This window comes from Grimontia sp. NTOU-MAR1 (assembly GCF_035758505.1).
GTDB classification, from domain to species: domain Bacteria; phylum Pseudomonadota; class Gammaproteobacteria; order Enterobacterales; family Vibrionaceae; genus Enterovibrio; species Enterovibrio marinus.
This window is the reverse complement of record NZ_CP142109.1, coordinates 157,834-174,947: the sequence shown is the minus strand read 5'-3', so window position 1 is coordinate 174,947 and position 17,114 is coordinate 157,834. Positions and strand designations below refer to the sequence as shown.

General features: G+C 49.2%; 17 protein-coding genes. 11 read left to right on the top strand and 6 right to left on the bottom strand.

What is annotated here, in order from left to right:
• The first annotated feature begins 74 nt into the window (after nt 1-74).
• The gene (locus VP504_RS18775; RefSeq protein ID WP_325894949.1) at nt 75-455 is read left to right on the top strand and encodes a hypothetical protein; all 381 of its coding nucleotides are present in this window, start codon (nt 75-77) and stop codon (nt 453-455) included.
• A 96-nt stretch (nt 456-551) separates the two neighbouring features.
• Here the strand turns inward: VP504_RS18775 and VP504_RS18770 are convergent, their stop codons facing one another.
• Nucleotides 552-1,337 carry a class I SAM-dependent DNA methyltransferase gene (locus tag VP504_RS18770; protein ID WP_325894948.1) on the bottom strand — a complete coding sequence of 262 codons (786 nt, stop codon included), beginning with the start codon at nt 1,335-1,337 and terminating at the stop codon, nt 552-554.
• Nucleotides 1,338-1,447: 110 nt separating this feature from the next.
• Nucleotides 1,448-2,530 (bottom strand): site-2 protease family protein, encoded by a 1,083-nt coding sequence (locus VP504_RS18765; RefSeq protein ID WP_325894947.1) that lies wholly within the window; start codon nt 2,528-2,530, stop codon nt 1,448-1,450.
• A gap of 151 nt (nt 2,531-2,681) precedes the next feature.
• Here VP504_RS18765 and VP504_RS18760 point away from each other — a divergent pair, with 151 nt between their 5' ends.
• The 3 genes from VP504_RS18760 to VP504_RS18750 all read left to right on the top strand — a co-directional run bounded on the left by VP504_RS18760 (nt 2,682) and on the right by VP504_RS18750 (nt 5,607).
• Nucleotides 2,682-3,149, top strand: coding sequence for an Sbal_3080 family lipoprotein (locus VP504_RS18760; protein ID WP_325894946.1), 468 nt, complete (start codon nt 2,682-2,684; stop codon nt 3,147-3,149).
• 181 nt (nt 3,150-3,330) lie between these two features.
• Nucleotides 3,331-4,359, top strand: a complete 1,029-nt coding sequence (locus tag VP504_RS18755; RefSeq protein ID WP_325894945.1) for a hypothetical protein — start codon at nt 3,331-3,333, stop codon at nt 4,357-4,359.
• Nucleotides 4,360-4,641: 282 nt separating this feature from the next.
• The gene (locus VP504_RS18750; protein WP_325894944.1) at nt 4,642-5,607 is read left to right on the top strand and encodes a hypothetical protein; all 966 of its coding nucleotides are present in this window, start codon (nt 4,642-4,644) and stop codon (nt 5,605-5,607) included.
• 84 nt (nt 5,608-5,691) lie between these two features.
• Here the strand turns inward: VP504_RS18750 and VP504_RS18745 are convergent, their stop codons facing one another.
• Entirely contained in the window at nt 5,692-6,717 is a 1,026-nt protein-coding gene (locus VP504_RS18745; protein WP_325894943.1) for an ion channel, read from the bottom strand.
• A gap of 174 nt (nt 6,718-6,891) precedes the next feature.
• On the opposite strand from VP504_RS18745, the gene VP504_RS18740 reads away from it, so the two are divergent.
• From VP504_RS18740 to VP504_RS18710, 7 genes are all read left to right on the top strand, one after another.
• Nucleotides 6,892-7,239, top strand: coding sequence for a YkvA family protein (locus VP504_RS18740; protein ID WP_325894942.1), 348 nt, complete (start codon nt 6,892-6,894; stop codon nt 7,237-7,239).
• Nucleotides 7,240-7,262: 23 nt separating this feature from the next.
• Nucleotides 7,263-7,652: a cupin domain-containing protein gene (locus tag VP504_RS18735; RefSeq protein WP_325894941.1), complete on the top strand. Its 390-nt coding sequence runs from the start codon at nt 7,263-7,265 to the stop codon at nt 7,650-7,652.
• 81 nt (nt 7,653-7,733) lie between these two features.
• The gene (gene rlmF / locus VP504_RS18730) at nt 7,734-8,744 is read left to right on the top strand and encodes a 23S rRNA (adenine(1618)-N(6))-methyltransferase RlmF (RefSeq protein ID WP_325894940.1); all 1,011 of its coding nucleotides are present in this window, start codon (nt 7,734-7,736) and stop codon (nt 8,742-8,744) included.
• A gap of 130 nt (nt 8,745-8,874) precedes the next feature.
• On the top strand, nt 8,875-9,270 hold the full coding sequence (locus VP504_RS18725; protein ID WP_325894939.1) for a hypothetical protein: 396 nt from the start codon (nt 8,875-8,877) through the stop codon (nt 9,268-9,270).
• Nucleotides 9,271-9,299: 29 nt separating this feature from the next.
• On the top strand, nt 9,300-9,977 hold the full coding sequence (locus tag VP504_RS18720) for a DedA family protein (RefSeq protein ID WP_325894938.1): 678 nt from the start codon (nt 9,300-9,302) through the stop codon (nt 9,975-9,977).
• A gap of 76 nt (nt 9,978-10,053) precedes the next feature.
• Complete coding sequence (gene rodA / locus VP504_RS18715) at nt 10,054-11,166, top strand: rod shape-determining protein RodA (RefSeq protein WP_325894937.1); 1,113 nt, start codon at nt 10,054-10,056, stop codon at nt 11,164-11,166.
• Nucleotides 11,167-11,591: 425 nt separating this feature from the next.
• Entirely contained in the window at nt 11,592-13,979 is a 2,388-nt protein-coding gene (locus tag VP504_RS18710; protein WP_325894936.1) for an FG-GAP repeat protein, read from the top strand.
• Between the two features lie 257 nt (nt 13,980-14,236).
• On the opposite strand, the gene VP504_RS18705 is transcribed toward VP504_RS18710, so the two are convergent.
• From VP504_RS18705 to VP504_RS18695, 3 genes are read right to left on the bottom strand one after another with little or no spacing between them, the layout of a single operon-like run.
• Entirely contained in the window at nt 14,237-14,812 is a 576-nt protein-coding gene (locus tag VP504_RS18705; RefSeq protein WP_325894935.1) for a hypothetical protein, read from the bottom strand.
• Nucleotides 14,809-15,354 carry a sigma-70 family RNA polymerase sigma factor gene (locus VP504_RS18700; protein WP_325894934.1) on the bottom strand — a complete coding sequence of 182 codons (546 nt, stop codon included), beginning with the start codon at nt 15,352-15,354 and terminating at the stop codon, nt 14,809-14,811. Before VP504_RS18700 ends, VP504_RS18705 begins: the two co-directional genes overlap by 4 nt.
• Before the next feature lie 22 nt (nt 15,355-15,376).
• On the bottom strand, nt 15,377-17,035 hold the full coding sequence (locus tag VP504_RS18695; RefSeq protein WP_325894933.1) for a vWA domain-containing protein: 1,659 nt from the start codon (nt 17,033-17,035) through the stop codon (nt 15,377-15,379).
• Nucleotides 17,036-17,114: the final 79 nt, after the last annotated feature.

The window sequence follows — 17,114 nt, the reverse complement described above, 5'->3', positions numbered from 1 at the left end:
CAAAGGACCCGATCACAACGCCATTCAATCTCGCTGAATCCTGAACCTTCAGGTTGTTTGGATACACATTCTATATGCTGAGGCCGGAAGGGTTGGTATACGCTGAAACACCATTTTTGCAGCATGTCCATGAGGGGCCTTACGACTTCACGCGCTTCACTGAAAGTGGTCACAGATTGTTGTTCCGTCAGTTTAGCTTGGTTAAATCAGGCGTGAGCTCGTGGGCGGGTACACAACTTTTGTGGGCCTTTGAAGGTTTTTTCACTGGACTCTTTCGTTCTCATCGGGCTGGGAAGGCAATTAAGCTTTCAATGTTCTGGGTAATGCTTTTCGACCGGCTGATCTCGGACAAATACAATGTAGATTATGCAAATGGAGTGTTTTTTCTTGGTACCAAGTCTGAACATACAATCGGTAATGCAGAGATAGTGGCTCATTACAAAGGGGCTCAGTAAACGCCACCAACTCAGAAACGTTGGCTTTCGCCACTATCAACGCCAACCTTATCTAAACAAAAATGGCCGGACTGAATCCGACCTTCTCTTTTCAGCTTATCGTTTTACGCACACGAAAATGGCGTTGCCAGAAGTGGTATTCCACATCTCCAGCTTTTCGTAGTCGTGCTCAAACACAGTGACTTCGAAGTATGGCTCAAGCAGTTTTTTTAGCTCGTTGAAGCTCACGGCAACCATCGGGTGGTCGTCATGCCATTCCTCCGTCACCTTGTCAGTAGTCTTTTCGATGCTCAGTTTCAGTGCTTGTTTGTCTCCTTCACCGGAATAAAACCATCCGGATTTGAAAGCAAACTCACTGCCTTCGTGCTGAACAATATGGCGCACGAAAGAGTTGTTGTTGATCAGGTTCTTCTCAACGGCATTAAAACAGAACACACCACCAGGCTTAAGTGCTGCGTGAGCACTGCGAATACAAGCGCTGAGTTTTTCGATATTGCCACTGTAGTGGATCGAATAAAGAAAACAGGTGATGAGGTCATACGGCGCATCCACCACAAACTCACACATATTCTGCAGCGAGAATTGTGCTTCCGGACAGCGCAGTTTCGCTTGATCCAGCATAGGCTGGTTCAGATCAAGGCCATCGCTTGAGAAGCCGGTATCGATAAAATAGCGAATGTGTGGGCCTGTACCACACGCCAGATCCAGATGACGTTTCCCTTGGTTACCAAACAGTTGATGAAGCCTGCGCACACAGTCACTTTGAGACTGATAGTTAATGTCTGCGCACATCAGATCGTAATAACCCGAGAGATCTGTATACAGCGCATTTGATGATGGAGTAATCACGTAAAACACACCGAAATGAAAAAGGTGGCGCATCGTACATCGGTTTTCATTTTAGTGCGATACAAATCATTTCATGAGTTTGTGCTGAAGCTGGAAAGAAAAAACGCCAGCGGTGGCTGGCGTTCTAAGAGAAGTATTTTCAGTTAGCTCTGCAGAATCAACAGCGGCAGTGCCAACATCTCATCACCTTTGGTGGCGAAGTAGATAATCACGCCGACCAAAGCCGCAACCGTTGAGAAATACCACACGGTACTGAAGATTTGACCATAGCGGCTCAGCGGCAACAGATGTGAGTGATGACGGTATTTCCATTCGAAGATAATTTCAGCACTACCAATCAGCAGCAGGAAGCCAAGCAGGGCCAATCCGAATGCATAACTGACATATACACCCACCGCTGCACCAGCAATACAGGCTACCAAGCCTACAACGCTGTTCATCGAAAAGCTGATGCTTTTGAGGATGTGTCCGCCATCGAGGGGTAAAATCGGTAGCAGATTGAACAAGTTTAATAGCGCATTAAAGGTTGCGAGACCTGCAAAGAACACATTCCCTGTTACCCAGTAAGCCACGAGCGCCGCCAAAGACATAAACAGGCCGAAGGTTGGCCCCATGATGGAAATCACCACATCCTGCCAGCGCGTATTTATCTTCTCATCCGAAAGCGCCAATCCTCCCATAAACGGGATGAGGTAAATGCCTTTGGTTTTCATGCCAAAGTATTTCATGGCGCGGATGTGGCCGTATTCATGCACCACTAGGCAAGCAATCAACGCCAAGGCGAATTGCCAGGAGAACAACCAGGAATACGCTGCGACACTCGCACCCGCGAGTACCACTTTGATGACCTTGGCACTTTTGAAGAGTTTCAAGCCCAGTGATCCCAGACCGATCAGGCTGAATTTCTGTTTGGCTTGAGGTTTAACTTCTGGCTGCTGGCGCTCGATGTCTTTTTCGTTGCGCGATCCAGACTCCACCACTTCTCCGTCTACCGCGACTTTGTAGTCGATGTTGAACGGCTGCCAACTGAGGCTTGAGGAGACATCGACGGTAATGATTTGGTCGTTGGCCGTCAGTTGGAAAGTGTGGATTTTCTCGCCGTCGTTATCAGCGCTTGCGGCGAGTTGAGAAACGAGTTGGTTGTCCCAGTAAAGTGCTTGCCAGCCCGCCAGCGATCCTTCAAGACGCAGAGGCTTACCGAGACAGGTGATGTTGAATAGTTCCAAAGTGTTAGTGCTTCATCAGAAAACGTTGGCGCTAATGTACCAGCATTAGCGTAGGATTTCTCTATACCCAAACTCCTTGAATCCGGTATCTTCAGGTTGTTTGACTATATTCATTTCTACAAAAGAAAATAAACAACAAGGATGTACGACGATGAAGAAAATTACCTTTGGGTTGTTCCTGGGAACCATACTTGTTGGTTGCTCAGGCCCTAAGTACACTGCAACGCCTATCAGTGAATCCAATCAAAGCGCGGAAGTTACGATCGTAGAACATCCACCTACACGCAGTGTGTTTCTCGACAACATGCTTAGGTGGTGTATGGATGAAGGCAAAAAATGCAAAGTGATGAAGCCCAATACGACGCCTGACCCAAGTGAACTGACTCTGACTTATATCTCCCGCTGGAGTTGGGATATTCGAACCTTTGTTGCTGATGCGAAAATCAAAGCTTACAGGAATGATACCCAAGTGGGAGAAGTAGAATTTAAAGCGCCAAACCATCTCAAATTGTCGAAATATGGTGATGACAATAAGCGTATTCGGGCCATGATGGATATATTATTCGGGCGAATAACCGTTTCTGAGGCACAACAGAAATTGAGCGCTGGAGAGTACTAAAAACAGCCCGCTGTTGCGGTTTTTTTCTCGCCTGCAGACTTTTGGCGACTGATGCTTACCGCACTCTTCTAGTAGAAAATCATTACGTGCTATCAACAGCGAGACACTTGGTTAAGATATTTCATGCATATAGTGATGATTGGTTCCGTTGTGAATCTGATTGAAGAGGAGAACCACTATCATGCAGGGAAATCATTTCGTTGATACGCAGCTATTCAAAAAGCTCACTGCTTTACAAGATGAAAGAAAGGCTTCATCGACTCCCCAATATACTTTCTTTGACCGCCTACGCAGTCAGATTGAAGACAGCGCTGATATGGAGTTTGGCTACAAAGCGAGATTAAAGCGCCGCCTTCAAGTACTTTCTAATGAATCATTAAACGTTCTAGTGCTGGGTTCGCCGGGTGCTGGCAAATCTGCCTTGCTGTCAGCGCTGTTTGGGGAGAAAGATTGGTCGCGTTCAACCTACAACATTCAGCGCACAGAACTCAATCGAGTGACGCTTTGGGAGGCCAACCTTCCAGACTATAGCCCAGAATCTAACCCTTTGATTCAGGAGTTATCTGCACTTTTGTCTGAAACCGATGAAAACAACACCCCACTGGTCGACCTGGTCATGGTGGTGCTTGATGCTTCCTCAAACAACATCGACGATTGCTACCTCGATATCTGCCGTACGATCATGCCTATGATGGGCAGAAACGCTGATGGGCGTCTGATGGTAGTTTTCAACAAGTGCGACAAAGTTGCCCATGCTATTAGAGGGGAATACGTAAAAGATGTGATGCCAATGGATGCTGAAATCTGGTTAGATTGCACAGCAGCAGCGCTCCGGTATCGGTTGATTGATAATGCCAGTGTTCAGATCCGGCCATTAGCCTTCAGCGCGGAAGCGGGTGAATCTCCAACTGCTCGTCCATACAACCTGCTTAAACTATTGGCTCGTACCATGGAAACTCTTCCGGAAGATAAGTCTCTTATATTGTTTAATCATGTTTTAAGCCGAGATGATGATCATTGGCGTGAGCATGATAACAACTTGATTTACCTGCAACTGATAGAAAATGCGTGTTTTGACGCCATTCATGTTGGCGCACATGAGGGTGATCGCTTTGGTGGTCAGTTAGGCGCGTTTTTAGGGCGTCATGGACGCGCGCTCGGAAACATGGTTTCAGACGAAATCCGCAGCCAACTGGGTATTTCTATCTAAATATACCCAAACAACCTGAATACAAACATCTTCAGGTTGCTTGGGTAGACATAAAAGGGCTCAAAACTCGGTGACCCCTTAACTTCCCAAGTTTCATCAGCTTTAAACCGCACATCATTCTTTAAGTAAACAAATTGTTAATTGCTATCAAGAGCGAGACAAATTGCTAATTGTGCATTGCGTATAGTTGCAGATGAAAAGTTGGTTATATACCCAAGCTGACAGGAAGTTGTTGGCGTGAAAAGCACTTGGGTATAGGAAGTATTTACCGAGGACATGCCCATGGAAAACAGCAAGTCATTTTCTCAACAATTGGCCTGGGATATCAGCCACTCATCGCTGGTGGACGAGTTTAAAAAGTCCACATTGCAACTGCGTCTGCATGAGCTTGAAGATCAAGCGCTGAACATCATGGTCGTTGGTCCGAAAGGTGTGGGTAAAACCTCTACTATAAAGGCTGTGTTTGGGAACCGCCTGAACGAAGAGTTTAATGCTGTGTCTGGTATTACCCGTTTCCAGAACGGTAATTTGGTTGTCTGGGATTACCCCGGCCACAATGGTGATGAGCAGCATGACAAAATGCTGGACATGCAGATTGGTGCGACCCTGAGCGAAAGTGATAGCGATGGTAATCCACTCATCGATATGGCGGTTGTGGTGCTGGATCCAGCAGAGCAAAACCTGAACCAAGGCTATCGGCTGATTTGTGATGTGATTGCACCGGCGTTAGGCAGCAATTTTGATAACCGCCTTGTGGTGGGGTTGAACAAAGTGGATATTGCAAGCTTTAGCTACGAGTGGGATTTTCTTAACGACTCACCGTCCAATGAAGTGGAGATTTGGCCGGAAAGCACAGCCGCTTTGATTCGACATTGCATGTTGGATGAGTCGGGCCTTGAGATTGCGCCAGTTTGCTATGCCGCCGACTTCGAGCGTACCAATGGTGAAGGTCGTCGTCCATTCAACACCATCAAGCTGCTCAACCAAATTGTGGCGAAACTGCCAGCAGCAAAACAGATCACTCTGATAGATACACCGCTGAATCAGCAATCACAGGCTTGGTTTGATAGTGATGACCGTATGAATTACGTGGTGGAAGTGGAAAATTCGCTGTTTGACTCTATTTATCAGGGTTCACGAGGTGGTTCACGATTTGGTGGACTACTCGGCGCATACATGGGTAAGCAAGGGCGTGAAATTGGTTACCTGATTCGCCGTAATCTGCATAACCGTTTGAACCTCGCCTGACCTTCTGCGTTTCAAAAAAGAAAGGCGCTAACTTAGCGCCTTTCTTTTGTCTCCTATTCAGCGCTGGCTATGAGTGAGTTTGACTCAGTCCCACTTGAAGTCCAACACCCTTTCATCGGCAATATAGAACAACAAATCGTTAGGTTTGATTTCCTGATCAAGCGGCGGATTCAGCCTGACATGATTGTCGCGTCGGAAGCCAATCAAGGTTGCATCATAGTCTTTCTTCATGCGCATGAAGAGCGCTTCAACCGTGGTGTATTGTGCATCGCCAGGGTAGGCGACCGCGTATTGCGTCATGCCTTTTCGTGTGTTCAAAAGCTCATGGTGAAGCTCAGAAGAGCCCGGATCCACAGCAGATTTAGCCATCATTTCCACTGACACAGAAGGGATACACTCCGCGTTCGGGCAGTGCGTTTTCAACAGGCTGGCCAGCACTTCTTCCTGGAAGTAGGCAAGAATGTGAACATCCGGATTCTTGCTGGCGCAGAATAGGGCAGCAGCGAACGTGATGTCGTCTTCCGGGTTGTCGATGATGATGCAGTCCGCATCACTCACACCTGCGCGGCTCATCGCCGTTTCGTCAGTAAAGCTGGCGGTGCGGACAAAATCGATTTCCTTCGGCAGAGGGTTTTCAATGTCAGCACGCACGCACAACACGATAGGGCGCTTGTCCTTTTCTTCATGGAGAAGCATATCGATGAGGTGAAGGGTTCGGTTCTCATTCCAACCCAAAATCAAAATGTGTCCAGACACGTCAATGCTCCTTCTTCCTAACAGTCCTTTCCGCCAATAATCAATGGTAATACCCGCCAACCGACCAACACCGATGGCAAAAATACTTAGTCCACAAGGGATCACAAACAGCGCGACAATCCATTTACCCGCCGTTGTGGTGGGGGACATGTCGCCGTAACCCACTGTAGACGCGGTCACTAACAGATAATAGATATAATCAACGAAGGGAGAAGTCAGTGCATGCTCTCCCGCTAAGCGAAGCAGCAACCAGCTTATGACTGCGTAAGCCAACACTGCAGTAATAACGTGCTTCCCGCTTAAACGCTGAAATTGAGAGGTGATCCATCGGCGAACCATGTACCACTTGTTCATCAGCCGTTTTCCTTAACCTTCTTAGAGTTCAAACCAGTGTGACACTATAACAGCCTAATCCATCAGCAAATTTCTCAATTATGCCGACTGTGAAAAAGTTCTCAGATTCGGGTTAGGCAGCCGCATTGATTAGCGTGTAGATTGAAATCAGTGATTTACGAAAAGGACCGCGCCATGAGTGACAACAAATATCTCGATGAATTTTCCGACGATGGCTTTTGGACCAAAGCCCGTAACTTTGCACAAAAAGCGGGTTACGACGTATTGGAAAATGCCCTCAAGCTCTACTATTCCGCAACCGATGACGACACACCTAAATGGGCGAAAACCACTATTTTCGCTGCGCTTGGCTACTTTATTGCGCCTATTGATGCCATTCCTGACCTCACGCCTGCCGTTGGCTTCTCTGATGACCTCGGTGTACTGGCGGCAGCCGCTGCAGCGGTAGTGATGCATGTGAAAGCAGAACACGGCCAGAAAGCAGGCGAGAAGCTGGATCAGTGGTTTAAGAAGCTCAGTTAATTTACCCAAAGAGGGGAAAGGGCATGAAAGGAAGCAGAGTCAACCTCAAGGATGCGTTTGAGCAAGTCACGTTTCTGGAAGATCGCACGCCGGAACACTCGCTTAGCGGTGAAGGGGAAGATGCCTTTGCAACACTGACAGATTATCGAGATGGTCGCGTATTCATTGCCCACTATGAAGGAAAGAGTGAGTGGGAGCGTCATCCGGGCGACGAACTGGTGCATGTGCTGGAAGGGCAAACCACCATTTTCTTGCTCAATGGCGAAGAAGAAACCCCCATTTCCTTATCGGCTGGAGAGTTGGTCGTGGTGCCGGAAAATGTCTGGCACCGCTTTGATACGCCAAGCGGCGTGAAGGTGATGACAGTGACACCGCAGCCGACTGAACACAGTATCGAAAGACCTGACAACTAGCGGAAATCGGCTCGGAATTTCTGGCTGTCGTGCTAGAATCGCTGCCCTGCAAATTCCCGACAAAGTCGACTAGGCGTCATCATGACAAAACCGAACAAAACCACTTCACAACCAAAGAAAGGTCTGCACCCAAGAAATCCCCATCGTGCGCGATACGATTTCCCGGCGCTGATGAAAGGCACGCCAGAGCTCAAAGCCTTTGTGAAGAAGAACCCGTTCGGTGATTTGTCCGTCGACTTTTCCAACCCGCAAGCAGTCAAAACCCTTAACAAGGCTCTGTTGCAACACTTCTACCAAATCAGTTTCTGGGATATTCCAGAAGGGTATCTTTGCCCGCCAATCCCCGGCCGTGCGGACTACCTGCATTACTTGGCAGATCTGCTGGCTGAATCCAACAGCGGAGAAATTCCCAAAGGCAAAGCCGTGAAGGGGCTGGATATCGGCATGGGCGCAAACTGCGTGTACCCGATGGTCGGCCACCGCGTTTATGGCTGGCAGTTCGTGGGTGCGGATATTGACCCAGTATCCGTAAAAAGCGCGAAGCTGATGGTGGAGATGAACCCAAGCCTCAAAGGGGGCATTCAATGCCGCCTTCAAAAGAACCCAGACCAGATTTTCGCAGGCATGATTAACGCCAAAGAGCGCTTTGATTTCACCATGTGCAACCCGCCCTTCCATGCTTCGATGGCAGAGGCAACAAAAGGCTCTGAGCGCAAAGTGAAGAACCTTGCCGCCAATGCCCGCAAGAAAGGCTCAGAACCCTTCAAAGCGCAGCCAATGAAAGGCAAGGGCAAACCTGTGCTGAACTTTGGTGGACAGAACGCAGAGCTTTGGTGTCCGGGCGGCGAAGCGGTTTTTATCAAGCGAATGATAGAACAAAGTGCCGACTTTAAGACCCAATGCCTTTGGTTCACCACCATGGTTTCCAAGAAAGAAAACCTACCGGGTATCTACAAGCAATTGAAAGCGTTAAAAGTCGAAGATGTCCGCACCATCGAAATGGCGCAAGGGCAGAAAGTAACGCGTATTGTGGCATGGACTTTCCTCAGTGAATCCGCACGCCAAAACTGGTCGAAAAACGGCGAAAAATAGCGCGCTTTTCAGCCGGTTTTTGGTTGGAAAATCGCCGCCTTATGCAAGGTCGTCATAAGCGATAAAAAGTGTTGTTCTTTTTGTGGTTTTAGCAGTAAATTCTGCCTGAATTGACCTTTGAGAATACGCTGTGAAAACGCCGACCACGCGACTTCCCCTCTATGTTGCCCTGATGATGGTGCTGCTGTTAAGCGGCGCTGTGGGGGTTATTGGGGTCGACTTGGCGCAGGGGCACCACGCAGCTTTGCAGGATAGAGAAGGTGTGCCGCTGGCGAACGAAGAGTATTCGCTGCTTCGCACCATGACATCACGCATTCTGCCCGATGACGTCGAGTTTATCGATGACGAACCTTCATCACTGCCAGCCTTTCCGGTTTCAGGCATTTCTCTGCTTCTCTTGGGCCTTTTGTCGTCAGGCTACTTCTGTACTCGCCAGAGCCGACAGAACATCACAGGCTTCTTCGCACCTTGCCATCTCCAGTTCCGCTTTATCCACTCTAGGGAAGCCTTCTCTAGCATCACCTAACCCTATTTATTTTGATTCTTGGAGAGAATATGTTTGAAGCAATTCAGGAAGTGCTGGTGGCCTTGTGGAACCAGGATTTCGATGCACTGCTGGCTCCTGGCAGTGCAACCCTAATCTACATCATTGTGGCTATGTTGATTTGCCTTGAAAGCGGCTTTTTACCGGCTGCGCCATTACCTTGCGACAGCGTGGTTGTGCTGGTCGGTACTTTGGCGGCAGTGGGTGTGTTAACGCCAGCTATCGCATTCCCACTACTGATCGTGGCAGCTTCAATGGGAAGCTGGATGGCCTTCATGCAAGGTCGCTGGCTGAACAAATTGCCGATGGTGCAATCCTGGCTGAGGAAAGTCCCGGAAAAGAACATGAAAACCGTGGATGCTTTATTGCGTCAGCATGGTTTGGTGGCGCTTTTTGCAGCGCGCTTTATTCCGGGTGTTCGCTCGATTGTGCCAATGATGATGGGCATCCGCGTGAAAGAAGCACCACGTTTCCACTACTTCGCTTGGTTAAGTGCCACCCTTTGGGTGTTTCTGCTGGCGGGTATCGGATTTCTGCTGCCATCGCTGCCGGATGCGCTTGGACGGACGGTAACCATGGCGCTGATGGCTGCTCCTGTTATCACGCTTTGTGCGGCGATTCTAACTGCCATTACCTGGCGAGTCCGCAAATTGCTGAAAGGCAATAAACCACCATCAGCACAAGCTTAACCCCGATCTGTTTTATCGCCACGTCGTTTGAAAAACCGGCGTGGTTTTTCTGATCTTAACGAAGACGTTTTAACCCATGAATATACTGCGCCCACGACTGGATATTCCGTTGCTGATCGCGATTGTCTCGCTGATCACTCTTGGCTCAATGAGCGTATGGAGCGCGAGCGGCTACAGTGTTCCGACTCTTGAGAGGCACGTCGCCCGTGCCATGATTGCGCTTCTGGCCTTACTGTTTTTCTCCTTGATCCCTGCCAAAACCTACCGGGCACTCACACCGCACCTTTTTGGTTTAGCTGTTGTGCTTCTGCTTGGCGTGATTGTGGTGGGAGACACGGTGAACGGCGCTAAACGCTGGCTGGCGCTTGGCCCAATTCGCTTTCAGCCTTCAGAAATTGTGAAAGTGGCGGTGCCTATGATTATCGCCTGGCTGATAGTGCGAGACCCCGGCAGACCGGGTCTGCAAAAGATTGGACTTTGCGCATTAGTCACAGCATTACCGGCAGGGCTGATTGTGATTCAGCCAGACTTGGACGGCGCGATTTTTACCGTGATGTACGCACTGTTCGTGTTGTACCTTGCGGGTATGAGCTGGAAGATCATTGGCTCAGTGTTAGCGGCGGTTGCCGCGACATTGCCAGTCATGTGGTTCTTCTTTATGGCCGACTACCAGAAACTTCGCGTCACCCAGTTTTTGAACCCCGAATCAGACCCACTCGGCGCGGGATATCAGATCATCCAATCTTTAATTGCCATTGGATCTGGAGGAGTGCGCGGTAAAGGCTTTATGCATGCCACACAAGGGCAGTTGGGGTTTATCCCTGAAAGCCACACCGACTTTATCTTCTCAACCTTTGCCGAAGAGTGGGGCTTTCTGGGAAGTGCGGTCATGATTGCGCTGTATCTTTTTATCTCAGGCCGTGCTTTATGGCTGGCAGTCAACACCGCCTCACCGTTTTCCCGCCTAGTCAGCGGCGCACTGGCGATGAGCTTCTTCCTCTATGCCTTTATCAACTTGGGTATGGTCAGTGGTCTGCTACCCGTAATGGGAAGTCCACTGCCATTTATCAGCTACGGTGGCACGGCAATGATCACCCAAGGCGCATGCTTCGGCATCATCATGGCGCTCTGTTGCGGAAAGCAACCAGTAGAAGCGACGTGGAGTGCGAGAACGTTTTCGAAGGTGTAAATAGGGATGCCTCAAGAAATATTGGGCATTACCTGTTTTCAATGGCTTCTGCCAAACAGCCAGCCAGTTTCACTGAGTCCGTCATGGCGCGGAAAAAAGAAAAACAAAACAAAACAAAACAAAACAAAACAAAACCAATTATGTTGAAGTGCGCCGCATTCTTTAAAGGAGTGGTGTGTCTCAACTGTGAAACTTTCTTTCTGTATTTCACCAGATTTCTCTCAGTAACTGTCTGCTTTAACAATTAATCTGATTTCCACAGTGTCTCAGTCTTATTTGTGAATCAATATTCTCATCGTTGAATTCCCCTCAATCTCTTCTAGCTTATTTTTCGATACGAAATTTTACGCGTGCCCGATTTGTGGGTGTGCTGATGGGCTTAACACGCTTCACAACCATTAGACGTAATTTATCGAGGACATAGGATGTATTTCTCTAAGAAAGCGATATGGGTGGTGCCGGTATTCTCGCTCGGACTCACCGCTTGTGGGGGGGATGACGCAAATACGACAGCCTCCGTACCGGGGAACACGAATAGTCTCCCTTTACCGGGCGCACCGGTTTTAGCACAACCGACGGTGGGGGCGCTCACAGGTGATGCTTATCCTGTCACCTTCAGTTGGAGTAGCGCCACGAATGCGGCGGGCTATTTCCTGTGTAGAAAAGATGCATCACAAGACGATAACTGTGCAATGGTGGGCGAAACGACGGCCCTTACATCGCTGACTCTGCCTCTGAGTTTGGACACGCCGGCTGACTATTTTGTATTGGCCAAAAACAGTTCGGGCTCAACGGCGTCTACTGAGATAGCCGTATCTATTCCCAAACCAGAGATGCCGGTTTTAGCGACGCCACTGGTGGGTGCGTTCAACGATAGTTCTCGTTTTTACCCTGTCACCTTTAGCTGGGATAGCGCCGAGTATGCGACGCACTATACCTTGTGCAGAGAAGACGGATCAGAAGACGATGACTGTCAATTTCTACAACAAACCGAAGCTAACAATACCTCGCTTACTGCCAATCTAAATTTGGACGAACTGGCTAATTATTTTGTATTGGCCTCTAACGGTACGGGCAAAACAGCGTCTGGTAAGCAAGCCCTCTCTCCCGCACCTGGTGCAACGAATTTATCGCTAGAGGTGGGTGCGCTCTCAAATGGCTATCATCCTGTCACCTTTACCTGGGATAGCGCCGAGCATGCGACGGCATATACCTTGTGCAGAAAAAATGATGCACTCGATGATGACTGTGAAAAGCTGGGCGAAACGATCGACACAACATCGCTTACTCTGAGTTTGGGCCCACTGAAAAATCATTTGGCTGAATTTTTTGTGCTAGCCGAAAACAGCACGGACAAAACAAAGTCTGGTGACGAATCCTTAACATCACCAGACCTGACAACATTGATAACCTACATCAAGGCCTCGAATAGCGAGGAAGATGACTATTTTGCCTACTCGTTATCAATGTCATCGGATGGCAACACCGTCGCGGTGGGGGCTTATCAGGAAGATTCCAATTCCCAGGCAATTAACAGTGGCGAGAGCAATAATAGTGCAAGTTCTGCCGGCGCGGTGTATGTGTACCGCTTTGCCAATGGCAGTTGGACGCAGCAGGCCTACATCAAGGCCTTGAATGCGGATGCAGGAGACAGATTTGGCCACTCGGTATCAGTGTCAGGGGATGGCAACACCCTCGTGGTGGGGGCTTATGGGGAATCTTCCAAAGCTACCACCATTAACGGTGACGGGAATAATAATGAAGCAAGTTATTCCGGCGCGGCATATGTATACCGGTTTGACGGTAGCAGTTGGACGCAGCAGGCCATCATCAAGGCCTCGAATGCGGATCCAGGTGACAGTTTTGGCCTCGCGGTATCGGTGTCAGGGGATGGCAACACCCTCGCGGTAGGGGCTCCCTTTGAAAAATCCATTAATACTGACGAGAGCAATAATGATTCAGATAGTGTTGGCGCTGCGTATGTGTACCGCTTTGAGAATGACAAATGGACGCAGCAGGACTACATCAAGGCCTCGAATGCCGGGTACAGAGACTTTTTTGGCTACGCGTTATCAGTGTCAGGGGATGGCAACACCCTCGCGGTGGGGGCTAAAGAAGAAGATTCCAATGCCGATCTCACTAACGCTACCGGGGTAAATGATTCCGGCGCGGTGTATGTATACCGCTCTGACGGTAGCAATTGGACGCAGCAGGCCATCATCAAGGCCTCGAATGCGGATGTAAATGACGAATTTGGCAAATCGTTATCAGTGTCAGGGGATGGCAACACCCTCGCGGTGGGGGTGCCATACGAAGATTCCAATTCTCAGACCATTGACGGTGGTGAGAGCAATAATGATGCAGAATCTGCCGGCGCGGCATATGTATACCGCTTTGAGAATGACAAATGGTCGCAGCAGGCCTACATCAAGGCCTCGAATGCCGAGTCAGAAGACAATTTTGGCCACTCGGTATCAGTGTCAGAGGATGGCAACACCCTCGCGGTGGCGGCTTATTTTGAAGATTCCGGTTCCCAGGGGTTTAACACTGACGGGAGCGGTACTAGCCTAATTAATTCCGGCGCGGTATATGTATATCGCCTTGAAAATGAAAATGACGAATGGTCGCAGCAGGCCTACATCAAGGCCTCGAATACCGGCACATATGACTATTTTGGCTTCTCGTTATCAGTGTCAGGGGATGGCAACGCCCTCGCGGTGGGGGCTCGTGGGGAAGGATCCGATGCTACCAGCATTAACGGTGACGGAGACAATGACAATGCAGATGATGCCGGCGCGGTGTACATCTACTAGCCCATACCAGTAGTCACAATGGACGCGCCCAGACACGGTGTTGCACCAGACCGAGAGGTGAAATCCGTGAATCGGGCGCGTACATATCTATCCCAATGGCTCGGTTTCTTTTTGTGGGCTTAGCCAACAATGCGCTAAAACAACAAAGTGACAAGCGAGTGTGTCACTTTGCGTAAATATCGCTTATCCGGAGTGGTTGTTTGTTAACAGCATCGCCAGCTTTTTTGTCCAAAAGCTCTTTTACCTCGTGATATTACCTATTCGCCTGATTTATTGAGCAAAGTTTTCAACCTTTCGGGCAGTCTCTCAACCAACTCAGGATTGTCCGCGAGCATCTGCTCCAAAAACTCACGGGCTTGTTGCTCCTGATCTGCATCTAGTAGCCTTTCTACATCTGTGAACTCTGCGACTGCGGCTTCTTCCGACTCTATTTGCGGTAGGGACCCGGTGGTCGAAGGCGCGTTGCGGAAGAAACGCTGTTCCTCTGTTTTTGTTGGCAACGCATCCATTGATTGCAACGCATTGGTTTCATCGTCAGACAAGGTTTCAGGGCTGATGCGTATAGGGGAGCTCTTTGGTTTGATAACAGTTTCGCGAATAGGCTCGATACCTTGAGGTGTTTCTAGAGTGTCATCGACCCACTTCCAAGGTGCCAGCAAGGCGACAAAAGCGACTGTTGCGGCGGCACCAGCATAGGTCCGCCAAGGTATGTGTTTTTTGTGCTGGCTGCCTGCATAGGCAAGGATGCAATTATCTAGGGCTTTGCTTGGTGTTTCTGTCGCACTTTCCTTGTACAGCGCGACGATGTCTTCGTCTTTGATTGGCGCTGTCATTGTCTGTCTCCGAGTTTTTTGGTCAGGCATTGGCGAAGCTGATCCATGGCATAGCGAAGGCGGGTTTTTACAGCCTCGGCTTTCGCACCAACGATCTCGCAAATCTGCGCTGACTCAAAGCCTGCTTCATGGCGAAGTAAAAACGCTTCCCTCTGCAAAGGGGCGAGGAGTGCCATGCAGGCTTTAATGGCGGTTTGTTTGTCGCCATCCCAATCCGGTGTTTCGGCCTGCTCATCTTTCAGAGATTGGGTATAAGCGCTGGATGACATCATCTTGCGGTGTTCATCAATCACCAAATTGTGGGCAATGTGATACAGCCAGGTGGTGAACTTGGCGGTCGGCGCATAGCTTTCGCGCTTATCAATCACGCGGTACCAAACATCCTGATATAACTCTTCGGCACGGGCATGCTGCGCTGTACCCAATTGATGGACGAAGTAGCGATACAGCGGATTTTTATAGCGCTGATAGAGCTCAGCAAAGGCGCGCTGATCGCCTTTGCTGAAGTTCACCATCAATGTTTCGTCGGTTTGTGTATCCATGGATGCCTGTTAACGAATGCCCCTAAAGGTTCTGTGCAATCTCCACCAGACTGATAAATTCGCCGCGGTAGTTGTATGGGTCATTACCCCGGTTTTCACGCGCGATATCAGCAATTTGACTGTAGGCTAAACCATTCACATAGTGGTTGTCTTTGAGCTTCTGCGCAAAGGCGGCAACCGCAGTGGCAAACTGGAAATCCTCACTGGCCTGAGCGAATGTTGGCTTGCCTTTACTGCCATTAATCACCTGAGTGGTGAGCTGGCTTTTATCATTGCCCGGCAGTTTATATCGGACTTTGACTTGAGCGAGTTCGTCACTGTGCGTGGATTTATCTACCTGTTTTTGCTGATAACGCAGATTGTCAATGCGTCCTTGATCGCCAACCAGTGTCAGTTCATAAAGGGCAGTGACTGTGTGTCCTACGCCTATTTCACCCGCGTCGACTTTATCGTTGTTGAAATCTTCATCACGCAGCTTACGGTTTTGATAGCCAATCAGGCGGTATTCCTTAACGGTGTCCGGGTTGAACTCGACCTGAATTTTCACATCTTCCGCGATACTTTGCAGCGTGCCGCTCATCTGGCGTAAAAGGACTTTCTGTGCTTCATGAAGCGTATCAATATAAGCATGGTTACCATCGCCGATGTTGGCGAGTTGCTCCATCATGGCATCGTTGTAGTTGCCACGTCCAAAGCCCAATGTGGTGAGTGAAATGCCGTTCTCGCGCTCATCTTCCACCAGATCTTTCAGCGCATCCAAGCTGGTTACACCAACGTTGAAATCACCGTCTGTTGCCAGAATGACTCGGTTTACGCCGTCTTTGATAAAGCCTTTTTTAGCTTGCTGGTACGCCAGTTTGATCCCACTTTCACCATAGGTGCCGCCGCCTGCTTGCAGGCCTTTGAGTGCATCGACGATCGCTTGCTGATTGTCTCCGCTGGTGGGTTCGAGCACGACAGAAGCGTTCCCCGCATAGGTCACCAGACTAACCTTGTCTTTCTCACCAAGGTTCTTCGCGAGCAGAGAAAGGCTTTGTATCAGCAGCGGCAGTTTATTGGGCTCATTCATGGAGCCTGATACATCAACCAGAAATACCAGATTCGACGCTTTGCGTTCGCTGGCAGGAATATCGTAACCCTTGAGTGCAATGCGCATCAGCTTGTGCTCTGCATTCCATGGCGCAGGGGCGAGTTCAGTGCTGACAGAGAAAGGCCGTGCTTTTTTGATAGGTGTGGGGTAGGTGTAATCAAAGTAGTTGATAAAGGCTTCCTCGCGAATCGCGTCTGCTGGCGGCTTGTTTCCCATCTTCAGATAACTACGCACATTGGCGTAACTGCCTGTGTCGACATCAATGGAAAATGTCGATAAAGGTGACATTGTCACTAATTGAGTGGTATTACTTGGGGTATCCAGGTAGTTATCGCGGTTTTCAGGTTGTACGTAGGGATCGACCTCATGCATCGGCATCACCACAAATTGATGATCGGTAGCAACCTGGCTATGAGCCACTTTAGTTGTTGGCGCAGCACGTCGCGCGTGATCCATCTCTACCACTTCTTTCTGAAGAGCTGGGGATTGTTTCTGAGGTTCAGCGTTAGTGGTGTCGTGGATGGACTCTGAACAGCCGACAACCAACGTCAGAGCCGCAAAAATAGCGATGGTGATTTGATTGAATGTCATATACCGATTCCTTTTTCTTGCTGGTTTGTCGGTATAAACGGGCGAGTGGGCAAGAGGGGTGAAATATTTTTCGTCTTTT